This is a genomic window from Streptomyces sp. Y309 (genome assembly GCF_056712025.1).
This window is the reverse complement of record NZ_CM160048.1, coordinates 7155776-7169847: the sequence shown is the minus strand read 5'-3', so window position 1 is coordinate 7169847 and position 14072 is coordinate 7155776. Positions and strand designations below refer to the sequence as shown.

The following is a 14072-nucleotide window of genomic DNA, read 5'->3' as shown; positions in this document are numbered from 1 at the left end:
GTGAGACGGATCGCGGCCCCCGGCGTGAGGCGTTTCGTATCCGCCCTCGTCGGGCGGCGGACGCGGCGGCGGTGGATCCATCTGATCCTCGGCGGCGCGCTCGCCATGCCGTACGTCCTCGTCGGCTCGACGATGGCCGGGCCGCTGCTCGGCGAGACCACGATGCTCGGTTCGTTCCGCGCCCAGCTCCTGTCGTTCGCGATCGGGCTCCCCCTCGCCGCGATCACCGCGCTGTTCCCGCTGACCCGGCCCATGTCGGTGGCGGCGGTGCGGGCGCTGTGCGAGGTGCCGGACGAGTCGCTCGCCGACGGGCCGCCGCGGTCACGGGCCGCGCGCGGGCGCACCGTGGCCTGGTTCACGCTGCACCTCGGCTTCGGCGGGATCATCAGCGGGATGACGCTCGGGCTCGTGCCGTTCGCGGTCTTCCAGATCGTCCTGCCGGTCTTCGTGGGCCTGGGGGACTCCTGGCTGGGCCTCCCCGAAGACCTGCGGGAACCCTGGGTGCTCGCGATCGCGCCGGTCACGGGCGTCCTGTTCCTCGTCGCGCTCGCCGCGTGCGTGGCGGGCTCGGGCGCCCTCCTCGCGCGCTGGGCGCCACTGCTGCTCGGGCCCACGCCCGCCGACCGGCTCGCCGACGCCGAGCGCCGCGCCGCCGACCTCGCCGTGCGCAACCGGCTGGCCCGCGAGCTGCACGACTCGGTGGGCCACGCGTTGAGCGCCGTCACGCTCCAGGCGAGCGCGGCCCGCAAAGTCCTGGACCGGGACCCGGAGTTCGTCCGCGAGGCGCTGGCCGCCATCGAGGACACCACCCGCCGCACCGTCGGCGAGCTCGACGCCGTCCTCGGGGTGCTGCGCGAGGGCGGCGAGCGCGGGTCCACCGCCCCGGCGCCCACGCTCGGCGGCGACCTGGACGGACTCCTGCGCCGCACCCGCGCGGGCGGCCTGCGCGTCGACGCCGCCGTCGGCCTCGGCGCGCTGGGGCCGGAGGGCGCCGACGCGCTGCCGCCGCTGGTGTCCCGCGAGGGCTATCGCATCGTGCAGGAGGCCCTGAGCAACGCCCTCAAGCACGCGGGCCCCGACACCACGGTGACGCTGCGGATCGGGCTCGACGGATGCGGCGCCGGCCTGGAGATCATCGCCGAGAACCCGCTCCCCGACGCCGCCCGCGCCGAGCCCGCGCCCGCCCGCACCGGCGGCGGCCACGGCCTGCGCGGCATCGCCGACCGGGCCCGCCTCCTCGGCGGCACCGCGGCGGCCGGCCCCGCCGACGGCACCGACGGCGCCCGCCTCTGGAGACTGCACGTACGCCTGCCCTTCACGGGCCACGCATGACGCCGCACGACCACGTACGAAGGGACCCGACCCCATGACAGACCCCGCCCCCGCCCCGCTGCGCATCGTGCTCGCCGACGACGAGCGCATGGTGCGCACGGCGCTGCGCGCCATCCTCGCCGCCGAGCCCGACCTGGAGATCGTCGGCGAGGCGGCGACGGGCGCCGAGGCGGTGTCCGTCGTGCGCGAGCTGAAGCCCGACGTGGTGCTCATGGACGTACGCATGCCGGAGATCGACGGCATCCGCGCCACCGAGCAGATCCTGCGGGCCATGGACACGCCGCCGCGCATCGTCGTCGTGACGACCTTCGAGAACGACTCCTACGTGTACGAGGCGCTGCGCGCCGGAGCGTCCGGCTTCCTGCTCAAGCGGGCCGAGGCCGAGGCGCTGGTGCAGGCGGTGCGGCTCGTCGCACGCAGCGACTCGCTGCTGTTCCCGGCGGCCGTGCGGGCGCTCGCCGCCGAGCACGCGCGCGGCGGGACCGCGCAGGCGCCCTGGATCGCCCGGCTCACCGGGCGCGAGAGCGAGGTGCTGCGGCAGATGGCGGCCGGTCTGACCAACGCGGAGATCGCCGAGCGGATGGAGGTCGGCCCGGCGACGGTGAAGACGCATGTGGCGGCGGTGCTCGCGAAGACGGGGGCGCGGGACCGGACGCAGGCGGTGATCGCGGCGTACGAGGCGGGGTTCATGAAGAGCTCCTGAGAAAACGGGCACATCCGCGCAAGCGGGGAACGGAACACCGTCGCGCACTCGTCCTCCCGTGGGATGAACAAGACGATCAGGCACGCCTCGGTCTTCGCGCTGCTCCTGGTGCTCGCCCTGCTGGTGCGGGCGACCTGGGTGCAGTTCCACGACTCGAAGGCTCTCGCGGACGACAAGCTGAACCGGCGCAACGCGATCGAGCAGTACGCGTACCCGCTGGGCGACATCATCGTGGGCGGAGACGCCGTCACCGGTTCGAAGCGGACGAAGGGCGGTGACCTGGCGTACCAGCGCACGTACAAGAACGGGCCGCTGTACGCCGCCGTCACCGGCTACAGCTCGCAGGTGTACGGCGCCACGCAGCTGGAGGGCATCTACAAGGACCTCCTCGACGGCACCGACAACCGCCTCAAGAACCCCCTGGACACGCTGACCAACAAGCGTGCCGACCCCGGTGACGTCCTGACGACCATCGACCCGGACGTGCAGAAGGCGGCGTACGAGGCGCTCGGCGACAAGAAGGGCGCGGCCGTCGCGATCGACCCGAAGACCGGGAAGATCCTCGGCATGGTCTCCACGCCGTCGTACGACCCGTCGAAGATCAGCGGCTCCGCCGACGGCGCGGAGTGGAAGGCGCTCACCTCCGACGAGGACAAGCCGATGGTGAACCGCGCGATGCGGCAGCCGCTGCCGCCCGGTTCGACGTTCAAGCTGGTCGTGGCCGCGGCCGCGCTCGAGGACGGGCTTTACGGCTCCGTCGACGAGAAGACCGCGAGCCCCAATCCGTACACACTGCCCGGGACGCGGACCGTCCTGAAGAACGAGAGCGCTTCGGCGCCCTGCGAGAACGCGACGATCCGTACGGCGCTGCAGTACTCCTGCAACAACGTCTTCGCCAAGATGGCCGTCGACCTCGGGCAGGACAAGGTGAAGGCGCAGGCGGAGAAGTTCGGCTTCAACGCCGACAAGCTGGATGTGCCCGTGCGGGCGTCCGAGAGCGCCTATCCCTCCGACATGGACAAGGCGCAGACCGCGCTCACCGGCATCGGGCAGTTCGACGTGACGGCGACGCCGTTGCAGATGGCGATGGTGTCCGCCGCGATCTCCAACGGCGGGGAGCTGGCCTCTCCGCACATGGTCTCGAAGGTCACGGACTCGGACGGGAACGTGCTCCAGGACTACGGCGACGCCGACGCGCAGCGGGTGCTGAGTTCCTCCGCCGCCGAGGAGTTGCAGTCCGCGATGGAGACCGTGGTCGAGAAGGGGACCGGGACGAACGCGCGGATCAGTGGGGCCACTGTGGGCGGCAAGACCGGTACGGCTCAGCACGGTGAGAACAACTCCAAGACGCCTTACGCCTGGTTCACGTCGTACGCCAAGGGGGGTGACGGCAAGGAGGTTGCTGTCGCGGTGATCGTGGAGTCTTCGGACGCTGCGCGGGCCGAGGTCAGCGGGAACGGGTTGGCTGCGCCTGTTGCTGCGTCGATGATGCGCGCGGCGCTCCGGTAGCGGTTTTACGGCACCGCCGCTTCGCGGCGGATTACTCTCCCACCCGCCCACCCGTTTCCAGTCGACCGCCAGGTCCGGGCCGCCTGTGCCACGGAAGGTGGTTCGGCGTCTGCTGGCCGTCACATGGTTCACTCCGCCGCTTCGCGGCGGATTACTCCCCCACCCGCCCGCCCGTTTCCAGTCGGCCGCCAGCTTCGGGCCGCTTGTGCCATGGACGGTAATTCGGCGTCCGCAGGCCGTCACAAGATCCGTTCCCGCTGCAGGGAGCTCGCCCCACCCCTTCCCGCTGCGGCCCACTGCCCCGGCGGGACCGTCCCGTTCCCGCTGTGGGCAGCTGGGCCGCCAGGGGCGGCTCCCGACCCTTAAAGCAGCCCCAGGTCGACGGGCAGGTTCAAGGACGGCGGTCGCGCCACAAGCGGGTGGCCAGGTGCGCGGCCAGCGGGATTGTGCCCCCGGCCAGGAGGCCCGCTGTGAAGCCCAGGCCGGTGGTCGACTCGTCGTCGCGGAGGGTCGTGGCGAGGGCGGACGCGGTCAGGGCGGTGAGGGCCAGGGCCAGCAGGGCGTAGAAGCGGCGGCTGAGGAAGTTTCGGCGGGAGGGTGCCGCCGGCACGGCGGACAGCTCCGCGGCGGGCCCGAGGCTCGCGGCGCGCGGCCGCTTGAACCACGCGTACACCACCCAGTTCCCGCACGCCTCCCACCCGTCCGGCGCGAGCCGCCCGTCCAGCCCCTCACGCCCCCGCGTGACCAACTCCCGCCGGTACTCCCACCGCTGCGGCCGAGCGAGGTCCCGGCGGCACACGAACCTGCCCAGCGCGTCCACCCGCTCCACCTCCCAGCCCTCGTCCCCGAACCGCCCCAGCAACTCCTCGTCGACGAACGTGTCGGCGGTCCACCGCCAGGTCTCGACCCCCGGTTCGGAGGCTGGGGCGGCGGTCGGCGCGGCCCTTCCCGCCCTCGGCGCCAGCTCCCGCGCGAACTCCTCCACCGGCCCGAACTCCTCCTCCGGCACACCCCCGCACTCCGCGAGATGCGCCCCGAGGTCCGCCACTGTCACCCGGACATGCTCTGCCGGCAGCCCGAGTTCTGCCAGGCGTGCCCCCAGGGCTTCCAGGTACAGGGATTCTCCCTTGTCAGCCGCGTTCGTCGCGTTCGTCGCGCTCATCGCACTCCCGCCCTCGCCAAGACCTCACGTACCGAACCGTCGAACGCCAGCCACAACTCCCCCTGCTCGGCCAGCACTTCGCGGCCCGCCGGGGTCAGGGAGTAGTAGCGGCGGCCCGGCCCCTTCTCCGTGGCGCGGAACTCCGCCGCGACCAGGCCCGCCTCCTCCAGGCGGTTCAGGACCGGGTACAGCGTGCCGCCCTTGATCTGCCCGAAGCCCGCCGCGCCGAGCCGCTTGGCGATCTCGTAGCCGTAGCTCTCGCCGTCTGTGAGGGAGGCGAGGACGAGCAGGTCCAGGACGCCCTTGAACCAGCTCGCGCGCCGGTCCGCGGTCACGCCGTGCCGCCCTGCGCCCGCGGGAGTTCGGGCGCGGGGATCAGCAGGTCCCGCACGGTGAGCATGGCGTGCACGGCGATGGGCAGGAGCAGGCTGCCCGTGGCCAGGTAGAGGCTGGTGAGCAGCGCCCCGAAGAGGGCGAAGACGAGCACGCCGGAGCCGCCCTGGTACCAGCCGGCGAGGGCGTACACGGCGAGCGCGAGCGCCGCCGCCGCGTGGAGAGGGAGGCCGAGGACGCCGACGCCGAAGGCGATGAGCAGGCCGCGGTACACCAGCTCCGAGCAGACGCTGTCGGTGACGGCGGCCGCCATCGCGAGGCGGCGCTCCGCCGCGGTGCGCGGCAGCATGGCCTCGATGGCGGCGCGGCCCGGGATGTGCTTGCCCTCCCTGGCCATCGCGCGGAAGGCACGCCCGGACACGACGGCGACGACCGCGAAGAGCAGGACGGCCGCGACCACGTACAGCGGATCCTCCGGCGCCGTGACGCCGAAGTCCGCGGCGGTGGCGCCGGGCGAGAGCAGCAGGACCGTCACGGCCAGCGCGGCGAAGGCCCACCAGAGGACGATGACGAGCGTGAAGTAGCGCACGAGCGCCCGCGGTTGGGTGGCGCGGCGGCGGGCGAGCGAGGCGTACGTCCGGCGGCCGAGCCACGGCTCGACGAGCAGCAGATAGCCGCCGAGCGCGCCCGCGACGGCCGTGGCGGCCACCGAGAAGTCCGGCGACATGGTCGAGATGGTCATGAGGTCCCCCTGGGCAAGCTGACTACCTAGAACGTAGAACGACCTAGGTAGGAATGCAACCTACCGACCGATCCACCGACGGGACCCGTATCTCCTGATCAGGGGCGCCAGTTCGGGTCGCGTCCGCTCAGCGCCACCACCTTCTCCAGGAGCGGGGCGTCCTCGGCGACCGGCCGCGGCGGGCCGAACAGAGTGCCGGACCCGTCCGGCGACTCCCCGGCCGTGGCGGACACCATGGCGTACGAGACGCCGAGGCTCGCCTCGTCCGGCGCGTACTCCTGCCCGGTGGCGCGGGCCAGGTCCCAGCCGTGCACGACGAGTTCGTTGAGGGCGACCACGCCCGCGACGTCACCGGTGAGCTCGACGCCGCCCGCCCGGGTCTCGCCGGTCCACGCCGCCGGGTCCCGCCACACCTCGGCGAGCTCGTCGAGCACGCGCGGGAGCTCCTCGCGCCAGTCCGCGCCGACGTCCGGCAGTGCGCTCGACGGGTCCGTGTCCGTGGTCGGCCCGAGCCGCTTCCGCCCGGCGTCGGCGAAGGCGACGGTGAGGCCGACGATGTGGCCGAGCAGATGGCGTACCGCGTAGTCGGGGCAGGGGGTGGGGCCGTCGAGCTGGTCGTCCTTGACGGCTTCGGCGAGGCGCGCCATGAGCCGCGTCTGCGGTCCGAAGTCCGGCAGTTCGTCCGTGCTGTTCGGGCTGTTCGCGTCGTTCGCGTCGTTCGCGTCGTTCGGCATGAGGTTCTCCTTCGTCCCCCGCAGGGGGTTTCCGTCGTCCGCGTACGGGGACTGCTCCACGGGCCCACCCGTGCGCGCCTCTCCTCAGAGAGACTCCCGCCGCGCCCCGAACTCATCGGCACCGGGTAAGGCATGTGCCCGATCCCCGCCGGGGGGCCTCAGCACCAGCATCGGCCGCATGGCAACGACGATCGGACGCGTCCTGCGGGACCGCAACGCGGGGCTCTACCTGGGAGCGGTCGTGGTCTCCGGCTTCGGGAGCTCCGCGATGACGCTGGTGGCGGGCATCTGGGTGAAGGAGCTGACCGGCTCCGACGGCCTCGCCGCCCTGTGTACCCTCGCCCTGTGGGCACCGCTGCTGTGCGGCCCCCTCCTCGGCACGCTCGCCGACCGCACCCGCCGGCGGCCGCTGCTCGTCGGCGTGAACGCGGGGCTCGGGGTGCTGCTGCTCGCGCTTCTCTGGGTGGACTCGGCGGCGCGGCTGTGGCTGCTCTTCGCGGTGCTTCTCGTGTACGGGGCGTGCGGCGTCGTCACCGACGCGGCGGAGGCGGCGCTGGTGGCCGGGGCGGTCGGCAGGGATCTGCTCGGCGACTTCAACGGCCTGCGGATGTCGGCGAACGAGGGCATGAAGCTGCTCGCGCCGCTCGCCGGGGCCGCCGTGTTCGCCGCCTGGGGCGGGCCGCGCGTGGCGCTGCTCGACGCCGTCACGTTCGTCCTGGCGGGTGGCATGTTCGCGCTGCTGCGGGTGTCCGAGGGCCGCCCGGCGCCGGACGCCGAGGGGTGGCGGGAGCGCACCGTGCGGGGTGCCCGCCGCCTGTGGAGCGACGCGCGGCTGCGGCCGCTGGTGGTCGCGGGCGGGCTCACCATGCTGTCGTCGGGGCTCGGCGGCGCCCTGGTGTACGCGATCGTCGAGGCGCTGGGTCACTCCCCCACGTACACGAGCGCGCTGTACTTCGCGCAGGGCGCCGGGTCCGTCGCCGTCGGGCTCGCCTCGGGTGCCCTGATGCGGCGTCTTGGCGCGCGGCGGTTCGCGGGCGCCGGGATCGCGCTGACCGGGGGGTCGGCGGTGCTGCACGCGCTGCCCTGGGACGCGCTGGTCCTCGCGGGCAGCGTCGCGAACGGCGTGGGGCTGCCGTGCGTGCTCGTCGCCGCGCTCACGGCCGTGCAGCGCGGGACGCCCGGGGAGCTGGTGGGGCGGGTGGCCGCCACCGCTAACACGCTGATGTTCACGCCGACGGCGCTCGGCATCGCGCTGGGCGCGCTGCTCGTCGAACTCGTCGACCACCGGCTGCTGCTCTGCGTCCTGGCAGGGGCGCGGCTGCTGATCGCCGCACCCCTGCTGCGGGCGGTCTCCGTGCCCGCTACTTCACGTCTGCCCGGTGCGTGATCGTCACGTGTGTGACCGTCACTTCACGTCCGCCCAGCGCTTGATGGTCGCGATGGCGCGCGACTGCTGGGGCTCGGGCAGCTTGGCGATGCTCGCGCCGTGGTTGGCGCCCGGCACCTCGTAGAGGTAGGAGTCGCGGTGGCTCGGCGTGAACCGCTCCGCGCTCCACGGGTCGTTCTCGCCGTACACGAACATCATCCGCTGGCCGCGGGTCTTCACCCAGCGGTCGACGTCGGCGATGGTGCGGTTGTTGTACGAGCCGCGCATGTCGGGCGGGAGCACCGAGTTCGGCTGGTAGATGTCCGGGTGGTGGCGCACGTCCTTGAGGTGCTTGAACTGCAGGTCGGCCCAGCCGAGTTGGGTGGCGGCCTGGCGGTAGTAGGGTCCGGTGCCGTTGGCGCCGAGCTCCGCGTCGTGGTAGACGCTCAGGCCGTGCTTCTTCGACCAGTCGTACAGCTCGTCGTCGCTCGCCTTCTCGGCGTCGGGCACGGTCGGGCAGTCGGCGGCGGTGCCGGACTGCCAGAAGTTCCACACCTGGTCGAGGACGGCGAACTCGTAGGCCCGGTCGGTGGTGCCGAGCGTCTCGTGGAAGGTCTGGCCGTTCGCCTTCGCGTCCGCCTCGAACTTGGGGAGGAGCGCGTCGCGGCGCACCAGCATCTCGCGCTGGACGGCGTTCAGGGCGGTGCGGCACTCCTTGGTGCCGACGGTCCGGAAGAACCGCTCGTAGCCGCTGTCGTCCCTGTTGTTCGCGTCGTTGGGCGCCACGAACGCGACGACGGCGTCCAGGTCCTCGGGGTAGAAGCGCTCGTGGTACGTGGCGGTCATGCCGCCCTTGCTGCCGCCCGTGCCGAGCCACTTGCCCTTCTCGACGGTCCGCAGCGCCTGGGTGATGCGGTGCTCGTCGGCGGCCTCCTGCTGGACGGTGAGCTTGGTCCAGTCGCGGCCGGCGGCGCCGGTGGGGCGGGACTGCTCGAAGTAGCGGTGTTCCAGGCTGACTTGGTTGGCGTCGATCAGCTTGGTGAGGGCCGTGGTGTTCTGGGCGAGGGTGTAGCCGCCGGTGTAGAGGACCGTGGGCTTGTCGGTGGCCTTGTGCCACAGCGACAGGCGCTGGGTGAAGGTCTGCCCGTGCGGGCGCCAGTGGTCGACGGGCTGCCGGTAGGTCAGGGAGTAGAGGGGGTGGCCCTCCTTGTCGGTGACGGACACGACCGTCATGCCCGGTATGTTCTCGAGCTGTTCGCGGATGTCGGCGGCCTTGTCCGGGTGGTTCCCGGCGGCCGCGGCCGGGCGGCTGCCGTCCGCGCCGGACGGGCGGGGGCCGGTCTGCGCGGCCGCGGGCGCGGTGGTCGCGAGCACCGCCGCTCCCGCCGTGAGGCCGGCGCAGACCAGCGCGGATATCCCCTTGTTGCGCACCTTGTCTCCTCTGAGTCCTGCCGCGGGAGCGTGGGTCGTGCCCGGTCGTGCCCCGGGAGCGGCGTGTGGTGCGCGGATCGTAGCCGTTGTCAGGCGCTCTGCGACAGAGCTCTCCCGACGAGTGCGAGGTCGTCGTCCGAGGCCAACCCTGCGTGGTAAAGCCGCAGTTCAGTGGCGCCGAGCCGGGCGGCGTGGCGGGCGTCGGCGGCGAGCGTCGCGGGGCTGCCGCCCATGCCCGTGACGACCGTGAGGTTGGCGGCGAGGACGGTGCGCTCCCCGGCGTGGGCGGCGAACGGAGCCAGCGCGTCCGGGCCGCCGGTGCAGGGCACGACCACGCCGTCGGCGACGGCCAGGATGTGGCGCGGATCCACTCCGGCGTTCGCGCCGCAGTGGTACGTCACCGGGTCGGCGTGCAGGAGCACTTGGAAGCCGTCGGGAGCCGCCGCGCGCACGGCGCCGACCGCGGCCTCCTGGAGCGCGCGGGCGCTCTCCTCGCGCCAGGCCCGGGTGGCCGCCGCCGTCTCGGCGCCGAGGAGCTTCTCGACGCCCGCCCAGCCGTGCATGGTGTCCGCGCCCCGCCACACCGGGTCGAGCGCGAGGCGCACGGCGGCGGCGAGCTCGTCCGGGTCGTGGCCGTGCCGGGCGTATCCGGTGCGGCAGTCGGCGCAGAAGCACAGCGACATCAGGTACTGGCCGGCCTCGCCGAGGCCGACGCCCGCGATCTTGTCGTGGGCGTGCAGGTGCGCGAAGCCGTACCAGCCGCACGACTCCAGTTCGGTGCCGCCCGCGCCGGGCCGGGCGGCGGCCTCCGCGGCGAGGGCGGCCAGGTAGGCGCGGGTGGCGGGCTGCGCGACGCAGGGCGCCCACGGGTAGCGGTCGCCGTAGGCGTTCACGACGGACGTGCCCGGATGCTCGGCGCCCATACGGGAGTTGTGGGCGAGGACCACCCAGGAGTGCACGTCGAGCCCGGCCGCGGCGAGGGCCTCGGCGGCCTGCCCGTAGGCGTCACCGGGGGCCCAGTCGCCCGCCGGGTACGGGCGCAGGGCGCGGTCGCGCCAGCGGTCGTCGGGCTCGTACAGGACGGCGGCGTGCTCGGCGGTGACGACGCGGTGGCGCGGGTGGCGGGGGGTGAGGGCGCGGGTGGAGTGGTAGGCGGCGGCGAGCGTCACCTGCTCCACGCCGAGGCCGGCGATCCGCTCGGGCGCGGCCGGGTCGCCGACGACGTCCCACGGGTAGAGGAACGCGGACGCCTTCACGCGCCCTCCCGCAGCAGTGCCCGGCCGCGCTCGACGAGTTCGGCGAGCCGCTTGAGGTGGTCGTCGGACGGCTCGTGCAGCGGCGGGCGCACCCCGCCCACGTCGAGCCCCGTGAGGCGCACGCCCGCCTTGACCAGCGAGACTGCGTAGCCGCGGCCCTCCATGCGCAGCTCGACGAAGGGCCGGTAGAAGCCGTCGACGAGCCGCTCGGCCGTGTCGTCGTCGCCGGAGCCCAGCGCCTTGTGGAAGGCGAGCGCGAGGTCGGGCGCGAAGCAGAAGACGGCCGACGAGTAGAGGCTCACGCCGATGCCGCGGTAGGCCAGGCCGGTGAGTTCGGCGGTGGGCAGGCCGTTGAAGTAGAGGAATTCGCCCGGGACTTCGGTGCGTACGGCGCTGACGATGCGCTGCATCAGGTCGAGGTCGCCGAGGCCGTCCTTGAACCCGATGATCCCGTCCGTGCGGGCGAGCTCGACGACCGTCTCGGGGGTGAACACGGCGTTGTCGCGCTGGTAGACGATGACGTCGAGCGAGGTGGCCGCGGCCAGTTCGGTGTAGTGCCGGATCAGGCCCTCCTGCGCGGCGAGAACGAGGTACGGCGGCAGGGCGAGCAGCCCGTCGGCGCCCGCCTCCTCGGCGAGCCGCGCGTACCGCACGGCGAGCGCGGTTCCGTACCCGGCGCCGGCGACCACCGGGACGCGGCCCGCGGTCTCCTCGACGGCGGCCTCGACGAGCAGCCGGAACTCCTCCGGCGTGAGCGCGTGGAACTCGCCGGTGCCGCAGCAGGCGAACACCGCGGCCGCGCCCGCCTCCACGCCCGCGCGCACGTGCGTACGGAACGTCTCGATGTGCACGGAGCCGTCGGCCCCGTACGGAGTGACGGGGAAGAACAGCGGCCCGCTGGGAACGCGGAGCCGAGAGGCGAGAGGGGCTGACGTCACGGGGCGCTCCCTAGCGTGCACGTTTCTGATTCATGTCTATATCCCTGAACGCGCCCACGCTAAGGCGCCGGACCGGGCCGGTCAAGCACGCAAACCCGCAACTCAGGAGCGGATTCACCGCGCCTGCGCCACACTTGACGCCGACGGGCGGAGCTCCCTAGCGTGTCCACGAATGTGAATCTCATACATGAACGCGTACGAGGAGATCACCGGATGCCCGCTCCCCGCACTGTCCTGCTGACCGGCGCCGCCGGTGGCCTCGGCACCCTGATGCGGGGACTCCTGCCCGCGTACGGCTACGACCTCAGGCTGCTCGACCTGCGGCCCGTCGACGGCGAGCCCGGCGCGCTCACGGCGGACCTCGCCGACCGGGACGCCCTGCGCGCGGCGGTGCGCGGCGTCGACGCGGTCGTCCATCTCGCCGGGATCTCCCTGGAGTCCACCTTCGACAAGATCCTCAAGGCGAACATCGAGGGCACGTACCACCTCTACGAGGCGGTGCGCGAGGAGGGCGTCCCGCGCGTCGTCTTCGCCTCCTCCAACCACGCGGTGGGCTTCACGCCGCGGCCGGAGGGCGACGAGCCGCTGATCCCGGTCGGCACCCCGCGCCGGCCCGACACCTTCTACGGCCTGTCGAAGTGCTTCGGCGAGGACCTGGCGCAGTTCTACTGGGACAAGCACGGCGTCGAGACGGTGTCCGTGCGGATCGGCTCCTGCTTCCTGGAGCCCACCGACGTCCGGATGCTGTCGGTGTGGATGTCGCCCGGCGACGGGGCGCGGCTCTTCCACGCGGCGCTCACCGCGCCGGACGTCGGACACACCGTGGTGTACGGCTCGTCGGCCAACACCCGGCTGTGGTGGGACCTGTCGTCGGCGCGGGCGCTCGGCTATGAACCCCAGGACGACTCCGAGCAGTTCGCCGGGAAGCTGGTCGCCGAGCACGGCGAGCTGGACCCCGCCAACCCCGAACACGCGCATCTGGGCGGCCGCTTCTGCGTGAACCCGCCGGTGTGGCCTTATTGAGCTCCTCCTGGGGTCTGCTTGGGGGCTCCTCCTGGGGTCTCTTCGGAGTTGCCGGGCTCCTCCTTGGAGTTGATGGTTCCGTACGCCTTCGGGCGCGTGCGGGTCAGCCCGCGGGGCGACGTGCGCCGACCTGCCGCTGGCTAGCGTGAGTTGCCATGACGACAAGCCGAACGATCCTGCGCGGGCGCGTGGTTGCTCCCGTGCTCGCGCTGGCGCTCGCCCTGCCGGTCGCGGCCACGGCCACCGCGCAGGCCGCGCCCACCGCCCCGGCCGCCTTCTCCGCCGAAGCGCCCGTCACCCGGCCCGAACTCCCGCGGCCCACCGGCCCGTTCGCGGTCGGCCGCGACACCCTGCACCTGGTCGACAAGAGCCGCAAGGACCCCTGGGTGCCCTCCGCGGGGGCGCGGGAGCTGATGGCGTCGATGTACTACCCGGCGCGGGGAGCGGGCGGGCGGCCCACCGCGTACACGTCCGAAAAGGCGGCCCGGGAGCTGCTGAAGGGCGCCGAGCTCGACGGGCGGGTCCCGGCCGCCGCCTACAGCTCGACGCGCACCTACGCCCGCACCGGCGCGCCCGCCGCGCGCGGCAGGTTTCCCCTCGTCGTGCTCTCGCCGGGCTTCACCGCGCCGCGCTCGACGCTGACGCACCTCGCCGAGGACCTGGCGAGCCGCGGGTACGTGGTCGCGACCGTCGACCACGCCTATGAGGCGAGCGGCGCGGAGTTCAGCGGCGGGCGCGTCCTGCCCTGCGTCGGCTGCAAGGAGGGCGGGGGCGACTCGGGGCCGCGCATCACCGCGGGCCGGGCCAAGGACCTGTCGTACGTCCTGGACCGCCTCGTCGGCGGCACATCGGGCAAGGCGACCTGGCGGCACTCGGGCCTGATCGACGCCAAGCGGATCGGGATGGGCGGACACTCCATCGGCGGCGCCGCCACGGCTGCCCTCATGAACACCGACCGGCGGGTGCGGGCGGGCATGAACATGGACGGCGGCTTCCACATCGGGCCCCAGGGGCTCGACCGCCCCTTCCTGCTGCTCGGCACCGAGTCCACCGTCAAGCCGGACGGCCCTTACAACTGGGCCGAGGCATGGTCCGGCTTCGCGGGCTGGAAGCGCTGGCTGACCGTGGCCGGGTCCGGGCACTACACGTTCACCGACGTACCGGTCGTGTTCGGTCAGCTCGGCGTGGACGACCCCGAGGCGCCGATCTCGGGCACGCGCGCCGAGCGGATCACCCGCGCCTACATCGGCGCCTTCTTCGACCGGCACCTGCGCGGCACCGGTCAGCCGCTCCTGGACGGGCCCACGCCCGCCCACCCCGAGGTCGGCTTCCACCGGCCCTGACGAGAACCCGGCGCCTGACGAAAGCCCGGGGCCTGACGGAATCCCGGCGCCCGACGAAATCCCGGCGGCACGACTGTCGATTTCCGGCCGCCCGGCCCCCAACCGGGCGGCAAACGGGCACCACGGGCCGATCAACGGGCACATGATCGGCCCGTTCCACAGGCAGTCGCCCCGGAAAACGGGCAGATGCGGGCATCATC

The 14072-nt window shown here is 73.2% G+C and carries 13 protein-coding genes; 6 read left to right on the top strand and 7 right to left on the bottom strand.

Translation table 11 applies throughout. The features are described 5' to 3' along the window. The first annotated feature begins 24 nt into the window (after positions 1-24). The 3 genes from AC0KTA_RS29710 to AC0KTA_RS29700 all read left to right on the top strand — a co-directional run bounded on the left by AC0KTA_RS29710 (position 25) and on the right by AC0KTA_RS29700 (position 3544). Complete coding sequence (locus AC0KTA_RS29710) at positions 25-1332, top strand: sensor histidine kinase (RefSeq protein ID WP_481051286.1); 1308 nt, start codon at positions 25-27, stop codon at positions 1330-1332. Between the two features lie 34 nt (positions 1333-1366). Next, positions 1367-2035, top strand: a complete 669-nt coding sequence (locus AC0KTA_RS29705) for a response regulator transcription factor (protein ID WP_481051285.1) — start codon at positions 1367-1369, stop codon at positions 2033-2035. A gap of 63 nt (positions 2036-2098) precedes the next feature. Continuing rightward, on the top strand, positions 2099-3544 hold the full coding sequence (locus tag AC0KTA_RS29700; protein ID WP_481051284.1) for a peptidoglycan D,D-transpeptidase FtsI family protein: 1446 nt from the start codon (positions 2099-2101) through the stop codon (positions 3542-3544). 391 nt (positions 3545-3935) lie between these two features. Here the strand turns inward: AC0KTA_RS29700 and AC0KTA_RS29695 are convergent, their stop codons facing one another. From AC0KTA_RS29695 to AC0KTA_RS29680, 4 genes are all read right to left on the bottom strand, one after another. Beyond that, positions 3936-4706 (bottom strand): hypothetical protein, encoded by a 771-nt coding sequence (locus tag AC0KTA_RS29695; protein WP_481051283.1) that lies wholly within the window; start codon positions 4704-4706, stop codon positions 3936-3938. Further along, positions 4703-5041, bottom strand: coding sequence for a PadR family transcriptional regulator (locus AC0KTA_RS29690; protein ID WP_481051282.1), 339 nt, complete (start codon positions 5039-5041; stop codon positions 4703-4705). The genes AC0KTA_RS29695 and AC0KTA_RS29690 overlap by 4 nt, the downstream gene beginning before the upstream one ends. Continuing rightward, a complete protein-coding gene (locus tag AC0KTA_RS29685; protein ID WP_481051281.1) occupies positions 5038-5781 on the bottom strand; it encodes a CPBP family glutamic-type intramembrane protease in 744 nt (247 codons plus the stop codon). Before AC0KTA_RS29685 ends, AC0KTA_RS29690 begins: the two co-directional genes overlap by 4 nt. A 98-nt stretch (positions 5782-5879) precedes the next feature. Continuing rightward, positions 5880-6515 carry a TIGR03086 family metal-binding protein gene (locus AC0KTA_RS29680; RefSeq protein ID WP_481051280.1) on the bottom strand — a complete coding sequence of 212 codons (636 nt, stop codon included), beginning with the start codon at positions 6513-6515 and terminating at the stop codon, positions 5880-5882. A 178-nt stretch (positions 6516-6693) separates the two neighbouring features. On the opposite strand from AC0KTA_RS29680, the gene AC0KTA_RS29675 reads away from it, so the two are divergent. Next, positions 6694-7902, top strand: a complete 1209-nt coding sequence (locus AC0KTA_RS29675) for an MFS transporter (RefSeq protein ID WP_481051279.1) — start codon at positions 6694-6696, stop codon at positions 7900-7902. An 18-nt stretch (positions 7903-7920) separates the two neighbouring features. Here AC0KTA_RS29675 and AC0KTA_RS29670 read toward each other — a convergent pair whose 3' ends face one another. The 3 genes from AC0KTA_RS29670 to AC0KTA_RS29660 form a co-directional block, all read right to left on the bottom strand. After that, positions 7921-9312 (bottom strand): S28 family serine protease, encoded by a 1392-nt coding sequence (locus AC0KTA_RS29670; protein WP_481051278.1) that lies wholly within the window; start codon positions 9310-9312, stop codon positions 7921-7923. Between the two features lie 89 nt (positions 9313-9401). Next, complete coding sequence (locus AC0KTA_RS29665; protein WP_481051277.1) at positions 9402-10568, bottom strand: hypothetical protein; 1167 nt, start codon at positions 10566-10568, stop codon at positions 9402-9404. Further along, positions 10565-11506, bottom strand: a complete 942-nt coding sequence (locus AC0KTA_RS29660; RefSeq protein WP_481051276.1) for a 5-dehydro-4-deoxyglucarate dehydratase — start codon at positions 11504-11506, stop codon at positions 10565-10567. Before AC0KTA_RS29660 ends, AC0KTA_RS29665 begins: the two co-directional genes overlap by 4 nt. Positions 11507-11719: 213 nt before the next feature. Between AC0KTA_RS29660 and AC0KTA_RS29655 the strand changes: the two genes are divergently transcribed. Continuing rightward, a complete protein-coding gene (locus AC0KTA_RS29655) occupies positions 11720-12529 on the top strand; it encodes an NAD-dependent epimerase/dehydratase family protein (protein WP_481051275.1) in 810 nt (269 codons plus the stop codon). A gap of 155 nt (positions 12530-12684) precedes the next feature. After that, positions 12685-13872 carry an alpha/beta hydrolase family protein gene (locus AC0KTA_RS29650; RefSeq protein ID WP_481051274.1) on the top strand — a complete coding sequence of 396 codons (1188 nt, stop codon included), beginning with the start codon at positions 12685-12687 and terminating at the stop codon, positions 13870-13872. The last annotated feature ends 200 nt before the right edge of the window (positions 13873-14072 follow it).